This is a genomic window from Vibrio cincinnatiensis (assembly GCF_022113815.1).
In the GTDB taxonomy this organism is placed as follows: domain Bacteria; phylum Pseudomonadota; class Gammaproteobacteria; order Enterobacterales; family Vibrionaceae; genus Vibrio; species Vibrio cincinnatiensis_A.
This window is the reverse complement of sequence record NZ_SGOM01000012.1, coordinates 63,581-84,645: the sequence shown is the minus strand read 5'-3', so window position 1 is coordinate 84,645 and position 21,065 is coordinate 63,581. Positions and strand designations below refer to the sequence as shown.

Below are 21,065 nucleotides of genomic sequence, written 5' to 3'. Positions count from 1 at the left end.
ATATTTACCAAATCTACTATTATAGATATTAGTAACTATGTTTATAAGTAATAAACATAGTTACTAAGTATGGTCTACATACTTTCTAATTAGAAAGGCTTATGATGATAAATCTATACTATTGAAAAACAATAAGACTTCAGTAACTTAAGGTTAACTTATTAAAATGAATCGTATTCTGATCATAGGCCCATCTTGGGTGGGCGACATGGTGATGTCACAATGCTTATATATCACCATTAAGCAGCAACACCCGAATGCCGAAATTGATGTTATGGCACCGGCTTGGTGTAAACCCATCTTAGAGCGGATGCCTGAAGTAAACCAAGCTTTAGCACTGCCGTTTGGACATGGTGAATTCCAATTTTTTGCCAGGCGTGCATTAGGCCGCTCACTACGTGGCCAATATGATCACGCCTACGTATTACCCAATTCAGCAAAATCGGCCTTAATTCCTTGGTTTGCTAATATTCCAGTACGTACTGGCTGGAAAGGTGAGATGCGCTATGGCTTACTGAATGATTTGCGCCCAAATAAAAAAGCATTTCAATATATGATTGAACGCTATGTCGCGTTGGCACACCCTAAGCTTAAGATGACTGGTTCAGCAGCGTTGGGCGGTATCGATCAGTTACCTAAACCCCAATTAGCCATCTCGACAGAGCAGCAACAAGCCACGGCAAAGAAATTTGCTTTAGCATTGACTGACACCATCGGCCTATGTCCAGGTGCTGAGTTTGGCCCGGCGAAACAGTGGCCGGCCGCTCACTATGCGCAAGTCGCTATACATTTGCTGCAACAAGGTAAGCAAGTCTGGCTCTTTGGCTCAGCGAAAGATCAAGTGACAACCCAAGCCATTGTGGCGCGAATACCAGAAGATCTAAGAGAGAACATCCGTGATTTAGCAGGTCAAACTAGCCTGATTGAAGCGGTAGACTTACTCTCTTGTTGTCAAACGGTGGTAAGTAATGACTCAGGATTAATGCATGTGGCAGCAGCGGCAGGTTGTCAGGTTGTCGGTGTTTATGGTTCAACCTCTCCTCACTATACCCCACCGCTGGCAGAAAAAAGTGCGATTGTTCATACCGATATTGACTGTCGCCCCTGCTTTAAACGTGAATGCCCTTACGGACACCTAAAATGTTTAACTGAGCTTGCCCCGCAACAGATCATCAAAGCTATTGAGGCTTTTGACACAGGTTTAGAGCAATGCTGATTCGTGGCTTATATACTTTATTATTGCTGATCGCCGCCCCTTTTATGCTATATAGTTTGTATAAAAAACGGGCCGGAAAACCCGCCTTTGGCGCACGTTGGAAGGAGCATTTCGGTGTAACCCCTAAATTAGATGATTCAACAAGTAGGCCACTATGGATTCACGCCGTTTCTGTTGGTGAAGCTATTGCAGCTACCCCCATTATTCAAGCAATAAAAGAACGTCAACCTGATTTACCGATTGTGGTCACCACTACAACCAGTACGGGTGCACAGCAGATCAAAAAGTTATCGAATTTGGTTGAGCATCGTTATATGCCACTGGATTTTCCTTTCTGCATTAATGGTTTTCTTAACGCGATTCAGCCTAGCCAGTTGCTGATTATGGAAACGGAACTGTGGCCAAATACGCTACATTGCGTTGCAAAACGCAACATTCCCATCACCGTGATTAATGCCCGTTTATCGGAACGCTCTTGCCACCGTTATCAGCGTTTTCAATCAGTCTTTCATCTGCTTTCTTGTCATATTAGTCAGTTACTTTGCCAATATCAGAGTGATGCAGACCGCTTTCTCCGGCTAGGTATCGACCCACATAAAATATCGGTAACGGGATCGATTAAATTTGACATCACCGTGACCGATGAGATCCGTCAGCAAGGACAAGCATTACGTGAACAATTAGGCCAAGATCGTCCAATTTGGATCGCCGCCAGCACCCATCAAGGTGAAGATGAAATGTGCCTTGAAGCACATCGTCAATTGCTGAATCACTATCCTGATGCGTTATTAATTTTGGTCCCACGCCATCCAGAGCGTTTTAATTCGGTAGATTTACTGTGCCGGACGCAAGGTTTTACCGTTAGCCGTCGAACTGAACCTGTCACAGAACCAACTCAGATCTACCTTGGAGATACCATGGGCGAGATGCTGACGTTAATGTATGCCGCAGATGTCTGTTTTATGGGTGGAAGTCTGCTGGGAGACAAAGTGGGTGGACATAATTTAGTTGAACCCGCAGCGCTGGGTAAGCCATTACTTAATGGTCCAAGTTATTATAATTTTACTGATGTGACTGAATCGTTATTAGCCGCTGATGCCATCAGTATTTGTCACTCTTCTCAAGAACTTGCCGCCTCACTAGTTGAACGATTTAATCAGCCCAAAATGATACAAGAGATTGGACAAAGAGCAGCACAAGTGGTTAAAAATAATCGAGGTGCACTAGAAAAGACCATACATGCGATTTTTTCTTCAACAAAAGATTAAGCATGATAACCAGCCACTATATGCTGCCACTGTGGCTCTTGCCAAAAAATCCCAAACCGCTGCTGCTCTTTACGAAAAGAGCGCAGCAAACGCTGTAAATTTGCCTCTTTCCAACTATTTCCTTTTTGCTGGTAGCATTTATCAAAATCAATAATCCATACGGTATTAGATGTATCGATCAAAATATTATGGATATTCAGATCGGTATGGTTTACCTGAGCTCGGTGCAGCTTAGCAATCTCTTTTCCTATCGCAATATATTGACTTTCTGCTAGAGCGTTTTCTTGCAAGATAGCCACCAAATCTCGTGCATTGGCGATTTTTTCGCTCAATAAGTCCGCTTGATAGCAAAATCCTTGTTTAACGGCGCGGGCTGCGATCGGGCGTGGGACATTGACCCCTTGCTCACGTAAGTGATACAAAAGATGAAATTCAGCGTAGCTACGGGTTTTCCCCCAACTCTGAAACCAGTAGTGATCACTCACTAACTTGCCGAACAATCCCCCTCGACAATAGTGACGTAACGCCGCCTCAAGCTGCTGCATAGCAATAAACCACGTTGTTCCTCGACCTATCGCACTGCCAATAATTTTCTGTTCCGCTTGCCAGTATTGAGCATCAAACAGTGAATGAAGCGGTTCATTAACCCACTGTTCGTCATACCAAATGGTTTGATTCTTCAAAGAAAGCTGCTTAATCATAATAAGATTCCTGCGAAAGGTTATCCGTAGTAAGCATAGAGCAAACTCCCCCAAATTAATCCCGCTAACAGAAGGCTGACCATTACGGCGGCCGAACCAATATCTTTTGCTCGTCCACTCAGTTCATGCCGTTCTGATCCTACTCTATCTACCACCGCCTCTATTGCCGAGTTAACCAGCTCGATAATCAACACCAGCACCACACTGGAAAACATCAGTAATCGTTCCAGAAGCGGTAAATCAAGCAAGCATAAAATTCCACCCGCTATGGCTAATAATGCCAACTCTTGGCGAATCGCCGCTTCATGTTGAAAAGCCGCTTTTAGACCTTGCCATGAATAGCCAGTGGCATTGATTACTCGGCGAAATCCCGTTGCTCCGGGTTTGCCGCTAAATGGTGATTGCATAGTTGGCTTCTCTTATTTTATGGTCACAGCATTAGAAGGCTTATTTTACATTTATCTGCAGACTCTGCATAATTTAGCCTCATTAATTAGTGAGCTTTTTCCATGCCTCTGTTCTCATCACCACCAAAGTCTGTCTGTTTTTTGCGGCTCTCTGCAATCGGGGATGTCTGCCATGCGGTTGCCGCAGTGCAAGCTTTGCAAAAGTATTGGCCTGAGACCAAGGTAACTTGGATTATCGGAAAAGTGGAAGCCCAATTATTACAAGGGCTAGACAACGTTGAGCTGATTGTGTTTGATAAAAAAGCTGGCTGGGCAGGGATGAAATCCGTATGGAGACAGCTAAAGGGTCGCCGCTTTGATGCTTTAGTGCATATGCAGTTAGCACTGAGAGCAAGCCTACTTACCCTAGGCATTCGTGCTCAATATAAAGTGGGTTTTCACCGTAAACGGGCTAAAGAAGGTCAGTGGTTATTTACTAACTGCAAAATTACTGATACGGAATCTTCCCATGTATTAGATAGCTTTTTCTCTTTTATTGAGTATTTGGGAGTTCCTCGTAGCCAGCCCACTTGGTCGTTACCTATTACTCCGCAAGACCGTGCTTTTGCTCGTCAGCAGTTGCAAGATAAACCCAGTGTGATTATCTGCCCTGCCGCAAGTAAAGATGAGCGAAATTGGCCGACCGCACGCTACGCCGAGTTTGCTGATTATGTCGTGTCACAAGGTTATCAGGTAGTATTATGCGGCTCTCCCGCCCCTCGTGAGCAGCTGTTGGCTAACCAGATTACTGACTTAATGACTCAACCTGTAGTAAATTTAGTCGGGCAGACCAGCTTAAAGCAATTAGCTGCCATGCTTGGCGAAGCGAAGTTAGTACTTGCTCCGGATTCAGGCCCAGCACATATTGCCACAACACAAGGTACCCCCGTGTTGGGTTTATATGCTCACAGCAACCCCAAACGTACCGGTCCCTATTTCAATATTAATGATGTGGTCAGTATCTATGAAGCGTGTGTGACAAAGCAGCAAGGAAAACCCTTAGAGCAACTGACTTGGAGCACTCGGGCAAAAGGAGAGACGTTGATGCAGGGTATTTCTGTCTCTTCGGTTATTAACGCATTTATACGCATGATGAAAGGTACAACAACCCATGACTAAATCAATGCCGACGTTGGCGGTTGCCTTAATCGTCAAAAATGAAGCGAAACATTTGCAAGCCTGCCTAGAAACGGTAGCGGGTTGGGTCGATGAAATTGTTATTCTTGATTCAGGGAGTAGTGATGAAACAGAAGCGATTGCACGCCGTATCACTGATAAGTTTTTTGTTAATACTGACTGGCAAGGATTTGGGCCTCAACGCCGCTTAGCACAATCCTATGTTGAATCGGATTATATTCTGTGGCTTGACGCCGATGAGCGAGTCACGCCTGAGTTGAAAAGCAGTATTTTACAAGCTGTTCAAAATGATAAACCCAATACCGTTTATCAAATTGATCGCTTAACCACAGCATTTGGTAAACAGATTCGTTACTCCGGCTGGTCACCTGACTGGGTCACGCGCCTCTATCGTACTCAAGATACTCAATATAACACTGCTCTGGTTCACGAGAGTGTCGAAATACCATCACATCTAACACTGCAATCCTTATCCGGCTATTTGCAGCACTATACTTTTGAGTATCTACCGCAGTACACAGCGAAAACTCAGCACTATATGAAAGCTTGGGTTGATCAACGGGAGGGCAAAAAGTCATCCTCCTTAACTGGCGCCGTATTACATGGTTTTTTTCGCTTTTTCAAAATGTATATTGTGAAACGTGGTTTTTTAGATGGTCGCCATGGCTTATTACTTGCCATACTCAGTGCTAATACTACGTTTACTCGTTATGCTGACCTTTGGTTGCGTGATTATGTCCGAAAAGGACAAAGAGACCGTTCATGAATATTTGCCATGTCAATCTTGCTTCAGGTTATCACGGCGGTGAAAACCAAACTCTGCTGTTGATACAGCAGCAGATCAAATTAGGCTACCAACTCACCGTTGTGGCTAACCCTAAAAGCCCTTTTTTCTCTCGTGTACAAGCGCTACCGTGCCGAGTCATTGCCTGTAAGCATTACCTCACTCAACACAGTAAAGCCATTACACAAGGCTGTGACCTTATTCATGTTCATGAAGGGCGAGCGATTTATTGGGCTTGGTTACAACATAAATTGCATAAAATCCCTTATGTGATCACGCGTCGGATTGATAACCCTCTCAGTGAGCGCTGGTTTGCGACTCAAGCTTACCGATCAGCCAGTGCCTTGGTTGGGTTAAGTCAGGAAATTTATCGGCAAATTTTATTACGCCATCCGCAGCAAAACGTCGCCATCATTCCAAGCTCACCAGTCTGTTATCCCATTAATAAACAGCAAGTCTCCCAGATTCGTGAACTATTTTCTCATCAATTTTTGGTGATTCATGCCGCCAACATGCTTCACCATAAAGGCTTTGATGTTACGGTTGCGGCAGCTCGCCTATTAATGGATGCCGCCCCAGACGTTCATTTTGCTTTATTAGGGGATGGAAAAGAGCGTCCAGTCTTAGAACAACAAGCCCAAGGGTTAACGAATATTCATTTTATGGGCAAACAAAGTAATATGGGTGATTGGTTTGCTGCCGCCAATATGCTTATTCATCCCTCTTACAGTGAAGGGTTAGGCTCAGTGATTTTAGAGGCGATGGGCAGCGGTTTACCTGTGGTAGGTAGCCGAGCGGGGGGAATTCCTGACATTATCGAACACGGTGCTTCTGGTTTGTTGATTGAACCCGGAGATGCACAAGGGTTAGCACAGGCTATTTTGCAAATTCACCATGATCCAGATCTCGTTGACACATTAGCCATTGGGCGAGAGAACAAATTACGCGATTTTCAGATTGAACAAACCGCACAACGTTATCAAACTCTCTACTCAGAAATTATGGAAAGTCACTCTCACTGTTGAGAAAAGCAAGAGTTAAAGCTGATCGCCTAAAGGTAAAGAAAATATGAGAATTTTAATTTTTAGCTCTTACAAAGATGCTTGGAACAGTGTTCGCCCAGAAGCCGAAATGTTTATTGAAATGGTTAAGCTGGGGCACAGTGTGACCATTATGACGCAAGGGGATGCAGAATACGCTGCGCGTTTTCGAGACAATGGCATCAAGGTGATTGATGCTTACCCCAGTAAGAAAATCTGCTGGAAAGCCATCAAAGCGCTACGTGCAGAGCTGAGCGCTTATCACTATGATATTGTCTATGCAATGAATTCAAAAACGATCCCCAATGCTGCCTTCGCTTGTATCGGTTTTAAAAAGACCAAGTTAGTCACTTATCGAGGAACGGTCGGTGGATTATATCGTCATGATCCTAGTGCGTATTTAACCCATTTACATCCAAGAGTAGATGGCATTAGCTGCGTGGCACAAGCCGTTACTGATGATGTAAGAAAACGAGTGTGGAAACACCAAGAGCGTGTTGTCACCATTTACAAAGGGCATGATATTGCTTGGTATCAAGCTCAACCCGCTAATATCAGTGAATTAGGTCTCCCCCTAGATGCCTTTTGCGTTATTTGTATTGCGAATGCTCGACCAAGTAAAGGCGTCCATATCCTACTCGATAGCGCAAAACAACTGGCTGATTTAAGCAATGTGCACTTACTGTTGGTTGGACGCGATATGGACACCGAGCAAAACCTGAATTTAGCCAAACAAAGTGGAATGCAAGAGCGTATTCATTTTCTGGGCTATCGCAAAGATGTTCCTGAGCTCTTGGCCACTAGCGCTGTGCAGATCCAACCCTCTATTAGCGGTGAGGGGCTCCCAAAAACGATTATTGAAGCCATGGCGATGGGAGTGCCATCCATCGTTACCACCACAGGTGGAGGAAAGGAGCTGCTCGTCGACGGTGAAAGCGGATTTATTGTTCCAGTTCAAGATCCAACGGCGATTGCTGAGAAAATTCGTTGGCTGTATCAATCGCCAGAGCAACGTCTGCAGATGGGTAGACATGCCCAGCAACGCATGATTAATGACTTTTCTTGCCAAGCTAGCGCCAAGCAACATCTGGCTTTTTTTCAGTCATTATTGAAATAATATAAGGCATAAACCTGTCTTGAGAAATAGAGAGCAATAACGTGAGCCAAAAGCGTATTTCACGGGTGATTTATCCCGGAACCTTTGACCCTATTACCAATGGTCATCTAGATATTGTCGAACGTGCAGCCAACATGTTTGATGAAGTGATCATCGCAGTTGCCGCTAGCCCAAGCAAAAATACCATGTTTACTTTAGATGAACGTGTGGCTTTCACTCAGGCGGTCACTCAACATTTAGACAATGTCACCAGTAAAGGCTTTGCTGGCTTAATGGTGGATTTTGCCCGAGCAGAACAAGCCAATGTATTGATTCGAGGGTTACGAACCACGGTCGATTTTGAATATGAGTTTGGGCTCACCAATATGTACCGCCGTTTAATGCCGGGATTAGAAAGTGTTTTTCTCACTCCGGCTGAAGAGCATGCCTTTATCTCCTCAACGATTGTTCGTGAAGTGGCTATCCACGGAGGCAATGTGGATCAGTTTGTTCCTCCTGTCGTTGCAAATGCACTGCATAACAAAAAACAGATCTAGTCAATAATGTGCTTTTTATTCACCAGCCATAGAAAGCACATCATTTGAATTACGGCTCCATGGGTAGTACTTGCGAGCGTAGAAAATAATCCTGTAACTGGTGATACTCCTGCCCCCATTGGCTATCAAAGGGAACCTCATCACTGGGGATACTTTCCGTCAATAACCACGATCCTTTCTGCCATGGATAAAATAACCCCTCTTGACGATTACTGAACACGCCATATTGGTTTATACTCATTTCTGTATTGTAACCGATATTACTTACCCCTTCTGGCGCAAACAAGTTTTCACCCCCCAGCGAAATATATGTCTGATCCGACAAGCTAAAATGATAAAGCGTTGGGAAAATATCTCGATGTGAGCCAATACGCTGTGGATCATAAACATAATCGGTATTGGCTAAAATTGCAGGAGGAACATAGAGATAGAAAGGGACAGCATGAGTCATTCCTGCCTCACCGGGGCGGGAAGTATTGGTATAACGAACTCGATGATCGCCTGTCACAGCGATAATCAGTTTATCTTTTAACGGCGACTGTTTAACGCCTTGGATAAAATTACCCAGTGCATTGCTAGCATATTGAAAGGTTTCTAATAATTCCTTCGCATCCCCTTCCCCTTTATAACCTAATAATTCATTAAGTCTCTCATTTAAGGTAGTGGGTGCGGGCTGATAATAATCCGGAGACTGGTAAGGGGAATGATTCGTCACCGTCATGACATACACGAGGGTCGGCTTTTGTGCTTTATCTAATAATTGACGAGCAAACTTAAAGGTAAAGCCATCTGGCACCCCCCATGTTCCCGCATCTTTTTCCGCCTCGGGAAAGGCTTCAATAATATCATTCTCATCGTACACTCGGTCAAACCCTTGTGTAGGGAGATAGTTAGCGAGATTGCGCCACATCCCATTTCCCCCATACACAAAGACTATCTCATAGCCCGCTTGCTTATAGGGCAATACCGCTGAGCTCGGTAAGGCAATTTTTTGTAATGCAGAATGGCTAATGGTCGGTAATGGGCTATGTACCAACATCATCGCAATACTATCAATGGTTGCTGATGTGCTGGCTAAAAAACGTTCAAATAGAAAATCTTGTTTAACATGTTTCCGAAAACTGCCTAGCAGGTCGTTACTCTCCGGATCATCCTCTAATAGTAAACTCTGTCCCATACTTTCCATCATAGCAACCATCACATGCGGAGGGTTATCTGCAAGATAGCTATTCGCTGGGGTGCGATACTCTGGGATAGTTTGGCCCAAGATTTTAAGCATTTGTGCTTCTAAAACCTGCTGTGAAATAGGCTCAAAGCGAGTTTGATCTTTATAATCACTATAAGCCCAATCGAATGCCATAAAAACATTAGGTGTAAGCATATTCAATGACTTATAAGCAGAAACACTGGCATGATAACGTTTAAGAGGTAAACTTCCGATAGAACCTCTTGCCGTTAAAAATACCCCTAATATGACCAAAACTAACGCCATACTAGTTATACTCCAATGCCATTGCTGTTTAGGCTGCCATAGCGATTGATGAGTGAAAAACTTCGCAAAGTAGTACCCGATACAGGCTATTAGTACCGCAAAGCTAGTCCCATAAATAATAGGATAATCACTCCACAGGTTTTTAAGCACCGCAACTGAGTCATCATCGACCAATCCGAAAATAAATAGATCAACATGGCTACCATAGGTCAGGTAATAATAGTAGTTTCCTATTCCACCAATAACATAGAGAAATGCAACAAGGGTATGGTAGTAAACAGACACCCCACACCATCGCTGATAAGCTTTATCAAAAGGGGCACAAAAAAGCCCCGCTAATAGCAGAGGAGAATATGCAATCGCCGTGACTTTAGCATCAAATCGCATTCCCACCCAAAAGGCTCGGCGAATATCATCCATCACACCATCAGTGGGTAAGTCTGGCTCTATATACAGATAAAGCGCATAACGAGAAAAGAACAGTAACAACAGAGAAAAAACAACATAGATAACGAGCAGTTGTACTAATTGACGAAAGTGAATCTGAAAATGCATGGCTTAATAAACGACAAAAGGAAACATAATTACCCTGTAGATTACTCTAAGCTTATTCCAAGCGCATGGAAACAAATAATAAAGTGAGACTTAGCTCTGACAGTGATTGCAAAACATACTGTTCCTCTGGCCAATTTTCTGTTCACTCAATGGCTCAGTACACTGTGGGCAAGGTTGCCCGCCTTTTCCGTAAACTTGTAACTCTTGAGCAAAATAACCCGGCTTACCATCTGGTTGAGAAAAGTCTTTCAGTGTTGTTCCGCCTTGAGTTATCGATATTTCCAACACCGCTTTTATCGCACTCACTAAGCGCTGCCACTCCTCCATCGATAGGCTTTTTGTTGGCCGAAGAGGATGAATACCCGCACTAAATAGCGATTCATTCGCATAAATATTGCCTACTCCCACAACAATAGCGTTATCCATAATAAAGGCTTTAATAACCACCCGTTTATGCTGCGCTTTTTCAGCCATATACTGCGCATTAAAAGCTTCCGTTAATGGCTCAGGGCCCAATTTATCTAGGATCGGTAAACTTTCTCCGGCCGGACACCATAACCAAGCACCAAATCGGCGTGGGTCATGATAACGAAGAATTTTCCCATTCGTTAACTGTAGATCAACATGATCATGCTTACCTGCAGGGAAATCCCCTGCCAAAACTCGTAATGAGCCCGACATGCCTAGATGGACTACCGCCGCCCCAATCGGCGTTTCAATAAGCAGATATTTCGCTCTACGTGAAATTTGCTCAATCGGTTGCCCTTCCATCTGGTGAAGTTCCGTAGGAATTGGCCAGCGTAATTTCTGACAACGGAAGGTCAACCGTTGTACTGTCTGGCCCACTAAATGAGGAGAAATCCCCATCCTGCTAACTTCAATTTCGGGTAGTTCAGGCATAACCGCTCCTAGTCGTGCGCCTCAAAATAGCAAAATAAAATGTATTACTGGGGAAATAGATAACCGTCAGGGGTCGAAATCGCTATCCACTTATCTTGCCAGTTTTTAAATAGCCAAAACTGCGGCGAATGGTAATAGGTGATTCTCTGTGGCTCTTCTAAATCTTGATACCAAGCTTCAATGGTCTGCGGCAAGCTCAACAACGGCTGTAATGTACGGAATGTTTCATCATTAACTTCCGTCCCGGCCAAATCTTGCCAACGTTTAACCCATTCTTCAGGATCAATATCATTGGGTGGTGTGGCTCGCCAGCGCCCTTGATTCCGCTCGAGAGAAAAATGAGGGAAATGTATCGCTTGTAATTGAGCCTGTGAGTTAAATAAGGTGGGATAAGGGCTTACTTCCGGCTCCATCAGATACGACTTCAGTAAAGGTGGCAGGTTAAGTACACCAATAAAAATTAACACGAGAAGAATAAGAATGTTGTTCCAACGACGGCGTCGATGAGGGCTAATACGCACAGTAACTATTCCTGAGAGACCTAAGCGAATGCCTAGAGTAGCAAAGAGTGTGCTCAGTGCCTAGCGGCTTCACTCCGCTTTAGGTTCCCACCTACACGGAATGATAGGAATGAGAAATGGTAAAAACGATAAGCGATGTGCTTTTACTGGAAGGTTGGCAAAAGTTAAACCCTAGATAAAGAAAAACCCAACCAAATTGGCTGGGTTTTCTGCTACTTGCAAGAGAAGGGGTAATCAATTACTTGATTTTACCTTCTTTATACACAACGTGCTGGCGAACAACTGGATCAAATTTCTTGATCTCAAATTTGCCTGGCATGTTACGTTTGTTCTTGTCAGTAGTGTAGAAGTGACCAGTACCTGCAGAAGATACTAGGCGGATTTTTTCGCGAATGCCTTTAGCCATTGCTCAATTCCTCTTAAACGTTTTCGCCACGTGCACGGATATCAGCAAGAACGGTATCAATACCTTTCTTATCGATAATACGCATGCCTTTAGCAGTTAGACGTAGTTTAACAAAACGTTTTTCGCTCTCTACCCAGAAACGATGAGTTTGTAGGTTCGGCAGAAAACGACGCTTAGTAGCATTTCGTGCGTGTGAGCGGTTGTTACCAACTGCAGGACGCTTACCAGTTACTTGGCATACTCGTGACATGAATGTCTTCTCCAAATCGTTTCAGCTCGATATCAACCTTGGTGGCCGAACCTCTCTCTTTCTAAATAAGAAGTTGAGGTTAAAAACCGTTATGGAAAATCCATACAAGGCTATCAAAGGTCGCGCATTATACTAACTTGACACGCATTGCTCAAGACCCGAACAGATCCTTTTTGCAGGATCCAGTGATCTTTTTTCTCTATTGAGCTGACTGAGGTTAAAAAATGTGGGCGAATCATAACAGAAAACCGTAGAAAGCTAAGCATTTTTTGTACATTCTTTCAAATATACGCTTACCCCTTGTTTTTCCTTCTCACTGAATAAGAATTAACCAGACGGTTCTTGACCATGCGGGGTGCCCGTTAAGTTATATCCATCCCCGTTCAGCAAAAGAAATTACCTCGCCATCTCCCACCACGAAGTGGTCAAGAATCCGAATATCAACCAGTGCCAGCGCGTCAATCAGGCGTTGAGTAATCCGTCGATCTGACTGGCTGGGTTCGGCAATACCAGACGGATGATTATGCGCTAGAATTAATGCGGCCGCATTATGATACAAGGCCCGTTTTACGACTTCCCTCGGATAAACACTTGCTGCGTCAATCGTGCCTTCAAACAGTACTTCATCTTGTATTACTCGATGCTGATTATCGAGAAAGAGGATATAGAAGGCTTCTCGCTGACGATCTCGCAAGACACTGGAAAGGTATAATTTGGTTTGCTGAGGGCTAGTTAACGCATCGCCCCGCTTTAAGGTTTCAGCCAAATAGCGCTGGGTCATTTCTAACACTGCTTGCAACTGAACATATTTTGCCTCACCTAATCCCTTATGGGCACAGAACTGATCTTTACTGGCTGAAAAAAGGGCGCGTAATGATCCCGATTCTCGTAACAAAAAATCTGATAGTTCTAATACGTTCATTCCTTGTGTTCCAGTTCGCAAGAAAATAGCGAGCAATTCCGCATCGGATAACGCTTGAGGTCCCCGAGTCAGTAGCTTTTCTCGTGGCATGGATTCACTCGGGAGTAATTTAAAGTTCATGATTGATGCCCATCCATTGGCCTACTATCAAAGGAGTTAACGCTGTTGTGTTAAATAGAAAAAGATAGTCTAAGCGAGTTGTCACTCAGGCTCTAACGGGCCTGAGTGACGGTTAGATGGGGATCAATCTACGGTGTAATAAAGATGTGAATTAAAGCTTAAAGTGACTGACTAAGTTCCCCATTTGTTGGCCCGATTGCGCAAGCTGAGTACTGATGGACTCAGAAAGCTGTAAGTTTTCACTCAATTGATTCACGATTTGCTGAATTGCAACTAGGTTTTGGTTAATGTCTTCCGCAACCGCACTTTGCTGTTCTGCGGCAGAAGCGGTTTGAATCCCCATATCTTGGATAGTGCTGACTGATTGTGAAATACCCGCTAAACGCTCTTTAATTAAGACCGACTCCTGCACCGTTTTTTCACCGCGCTGCTGGCTAATGCTCATGCTGCTAACCGCTTTACTGACACCTTGGTGTAACGCGCTGAGCATATCGCTAATCTCTTGGGTACTATTTTGCGTACGGCTGGCTAATGAACGGACCTCATCGGCAACAACCGCAAAACCTCGGCCTTGCTCACCCGCTCGGGCCGCTTCAATGGCCGCATTCAATGCCAGTAGGTTCGTTTGTTCCGCAATTTCACCAATCACATTCAACACTTTGGTAATTTGATCCGTTTGTTGGCTCAGCTCTTGTATTGCTTCAGAAGTAATATTGACTTCATTAACCAGCGCACTGATGCCTTCGATGGCACTGTTTACCTCTTGTTGTGCTTCTTGGATTTGATCATTGGCAGACTCAATCGCTTGGGAGGTTTCATTAGTATTGTTGGCAACCTCTCGAGCCGTTGCACTCATTTCGGTCACCGCAGTCACAACTTTATCGGTTTCTAGACTGTGATCATTCATCTGTTGGCTCGATTCCGTTGTCTGACTATCCAACGCTCCCGCCGCCGATTGCACTTCCTCTGCAGAAGCTCGAATATCTTGGATTAGTGGCTGTAGTTTATCCATAAAGGCATTAAAGGCTTTCGCTACATCCCCAATTTCATCTTTACTTTCAACTTTTAATCGGGCTGTTAAATCTCCTTCTCCCGCCGCTACATCTTGTAGTGAGGCCACCACATGCTGCAAAGGAGCCACTCCTCGAGTCACCAAAATACTGACGACAATAATGGTGATAATCAAACCGGTGACAGACAACCCGATGGTTGACCACAATTGCTCTGTCGACTGAGCTTCGCGCTGCGCTCTAAATTCAGCGACTTGGGTATCGATATCATCAATATAAATTCCCGTTCCCAATACCCAGTCCCATTTAGGTAAGTATTCGGCATACCCTAATTTGGGAGCTTGTGCATCAATCGTTGGCTTATGCCAAGAGAAATTCAAAAATCCATCGCCCGATTTTGATGACCGAATCAACCCAGCAATCACCTCAACGCCATTGTCATCTTTCATGCCATATAAGTTTTTGCCTTCCAATGAAGGGTTAATTGCATGCAAAATATTGATACCTTGCGAATCATAAGCAAAGAAATAGCCATCCGTATCAAAACGCATCGCTTTCAGTAAGGTTTTCGCGGCTTCTTTATTTTCTCCATTTCGATCACTTTCATAGAGCGATTGAACCGTGGTTACCCCCATCATTAGGTAGGCTTTAAGTTCGGCTTTATGGCTTGCAATCAGTTGTTCACGATACTGACTTAATTCCTGTTCTAAGGCATTGCGGCCACTCCAGTTATTCACTATGGTCATCAATGCTGTAATGAGTATTAATGGAATTACCGTCAACAGTAAAAGTTTGGTTCTACTTTTCAAAGAGGTCATCATCACAATCCTTTGGGCTTCTTGTTGTTTTATTATTTGCACTGGGCTTTTAATTAAAGCGAAAGCTTCTAGGCCTATGATCCATAAATAGAAAAAAATATCTGTGAAGACTGGTCGACTTTGTTGTTATAACAACAGAATATTCGTAAAACTGCGTAGGAAGCGCTGACACAACTCCAACATCTCTCGGAAGTTGTGCTAACATAACGAGCACTATTTTTGAGGAAACCAAGCATGCAAACATTAGCAGGAAAGAAAATTCTGCTTGGCATTAGTGGCGGTATTGCAGCCTATAAATGTGCAGAATTAACACGTCGTTTTATTGAGCGAGGTGCCGAGGTTCGAGTGGTGATGACCCACGCGGCCAAAGAGTTTATTACCCCACTCACCATGCAGGCCGTCTCCGGCCACCCCGTAGCTGACAGTTTGCTGGATCCTGCTGCTGAATCCTCAATGGGGCACATCGAACTCGCCAAATGGGCAGACATGGTACTGCTGGCTCCAGCTACCGCCGATCTCATTGCGCGCTTAGCCGCCGGAATGGGAAATGATTTACTCACGACTTTAGTGTTAGCGACGAAAGCTCCTTTGGTTGTTTCTCCTGCCATGAATCAACAAATGTATAGAAATGCTGCAACGCAAGAGAATATTGCGACATTAGCAAGGCGTGGCGCTGAGATCTGGGGCCCGGCAGCAGGAGAACAAGCCTGTGGCGATATTGGGCCCGGTCGTATGCTAGAGCCGATGGATCTCGTCACCCGCTGTGAGGCTTTTTTTGCACCTAAATTACTAGCAGGAAAACGAGTCTTGTTAACGGCAGGGCCAACCCGAGAGCCGCTAGATCCGGTGCGTTATATAACCAACCACAGCTCAGGAAAAATGGGGTTTGCTATCGCTGAAGCGGCCGCCTATTTAGGCGCTGAAGTAACCCTGATCAGTGGCCCAGTTTCACAGCCCACCCCAGGACACGTTTCACGCATTGATGTACAAAGTGCCTTAGAAATGCATCAACACGTCATGGAACACGCAACCAGCTGTGATATCTTTATTGGCTGCGCCGCCGTTGCGGATTATCGTCCGGAACAAGTCGCCGAGCAGAAGATCAAAAAGACGGATCAAAACAGCACGCTTAGCATTACCATGGTGAAAAACCCCGATATCGTGGCGTCTGTGGCCGCATTAACCGAACAACGCCCTTTTACAGTCGGTTTCGCCGCAGAAACTCAAGAGGTTGAAAAGTACGCCCGAAGCAAACTGACCAACAAAAATCTTGATATGATTTGTGCAAATGATGTCTCCATCTCAGGTCAAGGTTTTAATAGTAATAACAATGCGTTAACCGTTTATTGGCATGGTGGAGAACAGACTCTTCCTCTCACCAGTAAACGAGAGTTAGCTCAGGCATTAATGCGGTTAATCCATCAACAGCTTTAACCAAACGCCTATCTAAAGTATTCAGCGACGCCACGATCAATAAGCACCGTGGCAATCATCGCTCATTGAGAGTCACCCATATCAGTGGTAATAAAAGGAAAACGGGTTATGGCCGGTAGTAAAAAAACTAATCGACGTGAAGAAATTCTCCAAGCCCTTGCGCAAATGCTTGAGTCTCATGAAGGGGCTTCACGCATTACTACCGCCAAGCTGGCAAAACAAGTCGGCGTATCGGAAGCGGCGCTCTATCGCCACTTTCCAAGCAAAGCGCGGATGTTTGAGGGGTTAATTGAGTTTATTGAAGAGTCTTTAATGTCACGCATTAACCGCATTCTGGATGAAGAAAAAGATACACTAAACCGTCTTCGCCTCGTCATGCAGTTAATTCTGGCTTTTTCTGAACGTAACCCCGGCTTGACTCGAATTTTATCAGGCCATGCGTTAATGTTTGAAAATGAACGGCTGCGTGAACGAATCAACCAGTTGTATGAGCGAATCGAAACGTCATTACGACAAATTTTACGTGAACGAAAACTGCGTGAAGGAAAAGCATTTCCGGTTGATGAAAGCACGCTTGCCGCTCAGTTACTTGGCCAAGTGGAAGGCAGTTTAAACCGTTTTGTTCGTTCCGATTTTAAATATCTGCCCACCGCCAATTTTGACGAATATTGGGCGCTACTAAGTGCACAAATTAAGTAACTATCATGAGTAAACAGAAATACGGAAAACCCGAGTTTTCACTTTCCCTCCTCCACCCTAAATATTGGGGAGTATGGGGAGGTTTTGGCTTCTTAGCCCTTGTGGTCAACCTTCTTCCTTATCCCGTATTATTGAAGATAGGCCGAAGTTTAGGCAAATTTGCGATGCGTTTTGGTAAAAAGCGAGTACACGTAGCGCAGCGTAATCTTGAACTCGCCTTTCCTGACATGAGCAAAGTCGAGATCGAACAGTTTGTTATCGAGAATTTTAAAAATACGGGTGCTGCATTAATCGAAACCGGCATTACATGGTTTTGGCCAACTTGGCGTTTTAAGCGGATCTTAGAAGATAAAGATACCTCAGTAATACGCCAACATTCAGCACAAGGTAAAGGGGTGCTCCTGTGCTGTGTGCATGCACTGAATCTAGAAATTACCGCTCGTGCTTTTGCAGTTCTAGGCTTGCCAGGCTATGGCGCTTATCGCCCGCATAATAATCCAGCCTACGATTTTATCCAGTATCGTGGGCGAACTCGTGATGGTAATCAATTGGTTGATCGAAAAGATTTAAAAACCATGTTGCGTTCTTTGCGTAAAGGGGAGCGATTGTTCTACCTTCCCGATCATGACTATGGGCGTAACAAGTCAGTCTTTGTGCCCTTTTTTGCAGTAGACAATGCCTGTACAACCACAGGGACCAGTATTTTGGCTTACACCAGCCAATGTGCCATTGTCATGGGGTCAGGGTTCCGTAACCTGCAAGGTAAATATGAGATCATGGCCGATCTTTCCGTGGAGGAACACTACCCCCAGAAAGATGAAACGGCTGCCGCCGCTTATATGAATAAGTATGTGGAGCAAATTATCTTACGGGCACCCGAGCAATGGATGTGGCTACATAAACGCTTTAAAACCTTGCCCGATCCCGATTTAAAGAGCTCACGTTATCAATAAACTGCACACAAAAATAAGAGGCTCGATGTTCCCTATCGAGCCTCTCTTGTTTTTAAGCATTCACCCCATACTGAGCACGATACGCTTTCACCGCGTCAAGATGAGCAGAGTTGGTTCCCTGCTCTTGCAGATAAGTCACTAAATCCGTCAAACTGATGATAGACACGATAGAGCAGCCAAAATCTCGCTCAACTTCCTGAATCGCAGATAACTCACCTTTGCCTTTTTCTTGGCGATCAATGGCCACTAACACTCCCGCTAAATCCGCTCCATTCGCTTGGATAATTTCCATCGATTCACGAATAGCCGTCCCCGCAGTGATCACATCATCCACCAACATAATACGTCCTTGTAATGGGCTGCCCACTAAGTTGCCACCTTCACCATGATCTTTCGCTTCTTTGCGATTGAAACAATAAGGAGTATCGACATCATGGTGATCCGCTAACGCGACCGCCGTTGTCGTCGCAATGGGAATACCTTTATAAGCAGGGCCAAACAAGACATCATAATGAATACCAGAATCCACCAAAGCCGCCGCGTAAAAACGCCCTAATCGAGCCAGATCTCGGCCAGTATTAAACAAGCCAGCGTTAAAGAAATAAGGGCTTTTACGGCCTGATTTCAAAGTAAACTCACCAAATTTCAAAACTTCCTTTTCTAATGCAAACTCAATAAATTCACGCTGGTACGCTTTCATGGATCTCTCTCAGTGTTTAGTCAGTCGATATCAGTAAGTAAGAACAAAATCCTAATTACCTACAAAAAAATAGCTTCCTTAATAGGAAGCTATGAAATCTTTAATTTTCTAACGCCGCTTTTTGCGCAGCGACAATTTCGCTAATGCCAATTTTTGCCGAAGCCAATAATGCCAACAATTGGTCATGACTGAACGGTTCACCTTCTGCGGTGCCCTGAATTTCAATCATCTTGCCTTCTTCGGTCATCACCACATTCATGTCGGTATCGGCTGCCGAATCTTCTACATACTCTAAATCACAAAGTACTTCGTCACCTAAAATTCCAACCGACACTGCCGCAACATGGCCTTTCATCGGGTTCTTCTTCAATTTACCCTGAGCAACAAGGTGAGCAAACGCATCGGCCATGGCTACACTCGCCCCAGAAATAGAAGCGGTACGTGTACCACCATCGGCTTGAATAACATCACAGTCGACCGTGATCATAATTTCACCCATGGCGGCTAAATCCACAACGGCACGCAGGCTACGCGCAATCAAACGCTGAATTTCCATGGTACGACCACCTTGCTTCCCGTTTGCCGCTTCACGGCGAGTACGAGAATGCGTGGCACGAGGTAACATACCATATTCCGCAGTAACCCAGCCTTTACCTTGGCCTTTTAACCAACGAGGCACATTTTCTTCCACCGTCGCATTACACAATACTTTGGTATTACCGAATTCAACGAGTACTGAACCTTCAGCATACGCCGTATAATTACGAGTGATTTTAATTGGGCGAACTTGATCTGCAGCACGGTCATTTGGACGCATGGATGAATGCCTTTTTAGGGTGAATAGAATTGGGACCGGATTATAACGGAATCGAGATAAAGATCCTAGGTCAGCACCCATGGCGTTAGGATCCTAAAATTCCAATTCTGTGATAGCATGATTCCATTGCGCTAACTAAAAAGCCGACTAACTTAAGGATATGGTAATGATTTACAGCATGACAGCCTATGCACGCAAAGAACTGAAAGGCGAATGGGGCACCGCAGTGTGGGAAATTCGCTCCGTTAACCAGCGTTATTTAGAAACCTATTTTCGCCTACCTGAGCAGTTTCGTAGCCTAGAACCCCTTCTTCGTGAGCGCTTTCGCCAACGTTTAGCTCGCGGTAAAGTCGAATGTCACTTACGTTATGAAGCCAGTGCGGCTGCGCATAATGAGCTGATCATTAATGAAACTCTTGCTGAGCAAGTGATTAAAGCCGCCAATCAAATCATGCACATGACGGGGGAACTCAGCCGTATTAACCCATTCCAAGTCATGCAATGGCCGGGCGTAATGGAAACCCCAGAGCAAGACATGGACAGCATCAACAAAACGTTGCTGGAAGGTTTCGATGAAGCGCTAAGCGACTTTATTGAAGCTCGTGGCCGTGAAGGCGACAACATGAAAGCCTTAATCGAGCAGCGTCTGACTGCCATTGGCGAAGAAGTGGTTAAAGTTCGAACTCGTATGCCGGAAATTCTTCAATGGCAACGTGAGCGTCTATTTGGCAAGTTTGAAGAAGCTAAAGTTGAGCTTGATGCCACTCGCGTAGAACAAGAGCTGATTCTCCTCGCGCAAAAATCAGACGTTGCGGAAGAGCTGGATCGCCTTGACTCTCATATCAAAGAAACTCGTAATGTGCTTAAAAAAGGGGGCGCATGTGGCCGCAAGTTAGACTTTATGATGCAAGAGTTTAACCGCGAATCGAATACCCTTGCCTCAAAATCTATCAGCACCGACATCACCGCCTCTGGCGTTGAACTGAAAGTGCTGATTGAGCAGATGAGAGAACAGATTCAGAATATCGAATAGATTCCCCTATACTCCACTTACTTCCACAAAACCCTTGTTTACAAGGGTTTTTTTATTTTCACCATCCATATACATCCATAAAATTCATCAACAGCCACGAACAAACTGGGAGTATCGTGGGTAGCACTTTGCTATTTACTCCCCACCGTAGTATAAATATCACAACATACTCCCCACTTCTGGAGAGTGA

The 21,065-nt window shown here is 44.6% G+C and carries 22 protein-coding genes; 11 read left to right on the top strand and 11 right to left on the bottom strand.

Annotation, left to right across the window (positions count from 1 at the left end; genetic code table 11):
* The first annotated feature begins 166 nt into the window (after positions 1–166).
* Both waaF and waaA read left to right on the top strand, forming a co-directional pair.
* Positions 167–1,216, top strand: coding sequence for a lipopolysaccharide heptosyltransferase II (gene waaF, locus EXA13_RS14210; RefSeq protein ID WP_238133757.1), 1,050 nt, complete (start codon positions 167–169; stop codon positions 1,214–1,216).
* Positions 1,210–2,484 carry a lipid IV(A) 3-deoxy-D-manno-octulosonic acid transferase gene (waaA, locus tag EXA13_RS14205; protein WP_238133756.1) on the top strand — a complete coding sequence of 425 codons (1,275 nt, stop codon included), beginning with the start codon at positions 1,210–1,212 and terminating at the stop codon, positions 2,482–2,484. The genes waaF and waaA overlap by 7 nt, the downstream gene beginning before the upstream one ends.
* Here waaA and EXA13_RS14200 read toward each other — a convergent pair.
* Positions 2,481–3,185, bottom strand: coding sequence for a 3-deoxy-D-manno-octulosonic acid kinase (locus EXA13_RS14200; RefSeq protein ID WP_238133755.1), 705 nt, complete (start codon positions 3,183–3,185; stop codon positions 2,481–2,483). The genes waaA and EXA13_RS14200 overlap by 4 nt on opposite strands.
* 20 nt (positions 3,186–3,205) lie before the next feature.
* Positions 3,206–3,592 (bottom strand): diacylglycerol kinase, encoded by a 387-nt coding sequence (locus tag EXA13_RS14195; protein ID WP_238133754.1) that lies wholly within the window; start codon positions 3,590–3,592, stop codon positions 3,206–3,208.
* Between the two features lie 102 nt (positions 3,593–3,694).
* Between EXA13_RS14195 and EXA13_RS14190 the strand changes: the two genes are divergently transcribed.
* The 5 genes from EXA13_RS14190 to coaD are packed head-to-tail and all read left to right on the top strand — an operon-like array spanning position 3,695 to position 8,245.
* Positions 3,695–4,750 carry a glycosyltransferase family 9 protein gene (locus tag EXA13_RS14190; protein WP_238133753.1) on the top strand — a complete coding sequence of 352 codons (1,056 nt, stop codon included), beginning with the start codon at positions 3,695–3,697 and terminating at the stop codon, positions 4,748–4,750.
* Positions 4,743–5,534, top strand: coding sequence for a glycosyltransferase family 2 protein (locus EXA13_RS14185; protein ID WP_238133752.1), 792 nt, complete (start codon positions 4,743–4,745; stop codon positions 5,532–5,534). Before EXA13_RS14190 ends, EXA13_RS14185 begins: the two co-directional genes overlap by 8 nt.
* Positions 5,531–6,577 carry a glycosyltransferase family 4 protein gene (locus tag EXA13_RS14180; protein ID WP_238133751.1) on the top strand — a complete coding sequence of 349 codons (1,047 nt, stop codon included), beginning with the start codon at positions 5,531–5,533 and terminating at the stop codon, positions 6,575–6,577. The genes EXA13_RS14185 and EXA13_RS14180 overlap by 4 nt, the downstream gene beginning before the upstream one ends.
* A gap of 43 nt (positions 6,578–6,620) precedes the next feature.
* The gene (locus EXA13_RS14175) at positions 6,621–7,709 is read left to right on the top strand and encodes a glycosyltransferase family 4 protein (RefSeq protein ID WP_238133750.1); all 1,089 of its coding nucleotides are present in this window, start codon (positions 6,621–6,623) and stop codon (positions 7,707–7,709) included.
* Positions 7,710–7,750: 41 nt separating this feature from the next.
* Entirely contained in the window at positions 7,751–8,245 is a 495-nt protein-coding gene (gene coaD / locus EXA13_RS14170; protein ID WP_238133749.1) for a pantetheine-phosphate adenylyltransferase, read from the top strand.
* Between the two features lie 49 nt (positions 8,246–8,294).
* On the opposite strand, the gene EXA13_RS14165 is transcribed toward coaD, so the two are convergent.
* From EXA13_RS14165 to EXA13_RS14135, 7 genes are all read right to left on the bottom strand, one after another.
* Positions 8,295–10,292 carry an LTA synthase family protein gene (locus tag EXA13_RS14165; RefSeq protein WP_238133748.1) on the bottom strand — a complete coding sequence of 666 codons (1,998 nt, stop codon included), beginning with the start codon at positions 10,290–10,292 and terminating at the stop codon, positions 8,295–8,297.
* Between the two features lie 90 nt (positions 10,293–10,382).
* Positions 10,383–11,192: a bifunctional DNA-formamidopyrimidine glycosylase/DNA-(apurinic or apyrimidinic site) lyase gene (mutM, locus tag EXA13_RS14160; protein ID WP_238133747.1), complete on the bottom strand. Its 810-nt coding sequence runs from the start codon at positions 11,190–11,192 to the stop codon at positions 10,383–10,385.
* 44 nt (positions 11,193–11,236) lie between these two features.
* A complete protein-coding gene (locus EXA13_RS14155) occupies positions 11,237–11,713 on the bottom strand; it encodes a hypothetical protein (protein ID WP_078926949.1) in 477 nt (158 codons plus the stop codon).
* A 238-nt stretch (positions 11,714–11,951) separates the two neighbouring features.
* Positions 11,952–12,119 (bottom strand): 50S ribosomal protein L33, encoded by a 168-nt coding sequence (gene rpmG, locus EXA13_RS14150; RefSeq protein ID WP_001051800.1) that lies wholly within the window; start codon positions 12,117–12,119, stop codon positions 11,952–11,954.
* A 13-nt stretch (positions 12,120–12,132) separates the two neighbouring features.
* A complete protein-coding gene (gene rpmB / locus EXA13_RS14145) occupies positions 12,133–12,369 on the bottom strand; it encodes a 50S ribosomal protein L28 (RefSeq protein ID WP_000091954.1) in 237 nt (78 codons plus the stop codon).
* 367 nt (positions 12,370–12,736) lie between these two features.
* The gene (gene radC, locus EXA13_RS14140) at positions 12,737–13,411 is read right to left on the bottom strand and encodes a RadC family protein (RefSeq protein ID WP_238124468.1); all 675 of its coding nucleotides are present in this window, start codon (positions 13,409–13,411) and stop codon (positions 12,737–12,739) included.
* 151 nt (positions 13,412–13,562) lie between these two features.
* Complete coding sequence (locus EXA13_RS14135; RefSeq protein WP_238124469.1) at positions 13,563–15,242, bottom strand: methyl-accepting chemotaxis protein; 1,680 nt, start codon at positions 15,240–15,242, stop codon at positions 13,563–13,565.
* Positions 15,243–15,473: 231 nt separating this feature from the next.
* Here EXA13_RS14135 and coaBC point away from each other — a divergent pair, with 231 nt between their 5' ends.
* From coaBC to EXA13_RS14120, 3 genes are all read left to right on the top strand, one after another.
* Positions 15,474–16,673, top strand: a complete 1,200-nt coding sequence (gene coaBC, locus EXA13_RS14130; RefSeq protein WP_238133746.1) for a bifunctional phosphopantothenoylcysteine decarboxylase/phosphopantothenate--cysteine ligase CoaBC — start codon at positions 15,474–15,476, stop codon at positions 16,671–16,673.
* A 108-nt stretch (positions 16,674–16,781) separates the two neighbouring features.
* Positions 16,782–17,372: a nucleoid occlusion factor SlmA gene (gene slmA / locus EXA13_RS14125; RefSeq protein WP_238124471.1), complete on the top strand. Its 591-nt coding sequence runs from the start codon at positions 16,782–16,784 to the stop codon at positions 17,370–17,372.
* A 5-nt stretch (positions 17,373–17,377) separates the two neighbouring features.
* On the top strand, positions 17,378–18,325 hold the full coding sequence (locus tag EXA13_RS14120) for a Kdo(2)-lipid IV(A) acyltransferase (protein ID WP_238130696.1): 948 nt from the start codon (positions 17,378–17,380) through the stop codon (positions 18,323–18,325).
* A 52-nt stretch (positions 18,326–18,377) separates the two neighbouring features.
* Here EXA13_RS14120 and pyrE read toward each other — a convergent pair whose 3' ends face one another.
* The gene (gene pyrE / locus EXA13_RS14115) at positions 18,378–19,025 is read right to left on the bottom strand and encodes an orotate phosphoribosyltransferase (protein ID WP_238130695.1); all 648 of its coding nucleotides are present in this window, start codon (positions 19,023–19,025) and stop codon (positions 18,378–18,380) included.
* 100 nt (positions 19,026–19,125) lie between these two features.
* The gene (gene rph, locus EXA13_RS14110; RefSeq protein ID WP_238130694.1) at positions 19,126–19,842 is read right to left on the bottom strand and encodes a ribonuclease PH; all 717 of its coding nucleotides are present in this window, start codon (positions 19,840–19,842) and stop codon (positions 19,126–19,128) included.
* Positions 19,843–20,008: 166 nt separating this feature from the next.
* Here rph and EXA13_RS14105 point away from each other — a divergent pair, with 166 nt between their 5' ends.
* A complete protein-coding gene (locus EXA13_RS14105; protein ID WP_238130693.1) occupies positions 20,009–20,875 on the top strand; it encodes a YicC/YloC family endoribonuclease in 867 nt (288 codons plus the stop codon).
* The last annotated feature ends 190 nt before the right edge of the window (positions 20,876–21,065 follow it).

Coding starts and splice junctions, on each gene's coding strand:
- waaF (WP_238133757.1), top strand. CDS start 167: ATGAATCGTATTCTGATCATAGGCCCATCTTGGGTGGGCGACATGGTG.
- waaA (WP_238133756.1), top strand. CDS start 1,210: ATGCTGATTCGTGGCTTATATACTTTATTATTGCTGATCGCCGCCCCT.
- EXA13_RS14200 (WP_238133755.1), bottom strand. CDS start 3,185: ATGATTAAGCAGCTTTCTTTGAAGAATCAAACCATTTGGTATGACGAA.
- EXA13_RS14195 (WP_238133754.1), bottom strand. CDS start 3,592: ATGCAATCACCATTTAGCGGCAAACCCGGAGCAACGGGATTTCGCCGA.
- EXA13_RS14190 (WP_238133753.1), top strand. CDS start 3,695: ATGCCTCTGTTCTCATCACCACCAAAGTCTGTCTGTTTTTTGCGGCTC.
- EXA13_RS14185 (WP_238133752.1), top strand. CDS start 4,743: ATGACTAAATCAATGCCGACGTTGGCGGTTGCCTTAATCGTCAAAAAT.
- EXA13_RS14180 (WP_238133751.1), top strand. CDS start 5,531: ATGAATATTTGCCATGTCAATCTTGCTTCAGGTTATCACGGCGGTGAA.
- EXA13_RS14175 (WP_238133750.1), top strand. CDS start 6,621: ATGAGAATTTTAATTTTTAGCTCTTACAAAGATGCTTGGAACAGTGTT.
- EXA13_RS14165 (WP_238133748.1), bottom strand. CDS start 10,292: ATGCATTTTCAGATTCACTTTCGTCAATTAGTACAACTGCTCGTTATC.
- mutM (WP_238133747.1), bottom strand. CDS start 11,192: ATGCCTGAACTACCCGAAATTGAAGTTAGCAGGATGGGGATTTCTCCT.
- rpmG (WP_001051800.1), bottom strand. CDS start 12,119: ATGGCTAAAGGCATTCGCGAAAAAATCCGCCTAGTATCTTCTGCAGGT.
- rpmB (WP_000091954.1), bottom strand. CDS start 12,369: ATGTCACGAGTATGCCAAGTAACTGGTAAGCGTCCTGCAGTTGGTAAC.
- radC (WP_238124468.1), bottom strand. CDS start 13,411: ATGAACTTTAAATTACTCCCGAGTGAATCCATGCCACGAGAAAAGCTA.
- EXA13_RS14135 (WP_238124469.1), bottom strand. CDS start 15,242: ATGATGACCTCTTTGAAAAGTAGAACCAAACTTTTACTGTTGACGGTA.
- coaBC (WP_238133746.1), top strand. CDS start 15,474: ATGCAAACATTAGCAGGAAAGAAAATTCTGCTTGGCATTAGTGGCGGT.
- slmA (WP_238124471.1), top strand. CDS start 16,782: ATGGCCGGTAGTAAAAAAACTAATCGACGTGAAGAAATTCTCCAAGCC.
- EXA13_RS14120 (WP_238130696.1), top strand. CDS start 17,378: ATGAGTAAACAGAAATACGGAAAACCCGAGTTTTCACTTTCCCTCCTC.
- pyrE (WP_238130695.1), bottom strand. CDS start 19,025: ATGAAAGCGTACCAGCGTGAATTTATTGAGTTTGCATTAGAAAAGGAA.
- rph (WP_238130694.1), bottom strand. CDS start 19,842: ATGCGTCCAAATGACCGTGCTGCAGATCAAGTTCGCCCAATTAAAATC.
- EXA13_RS14105 (WP_238130693.1), top strand. CDS start 20,009: ATGATTTACAGCATGACAGCCTATGCACGCAAAGAACTGAAAGGCGAA.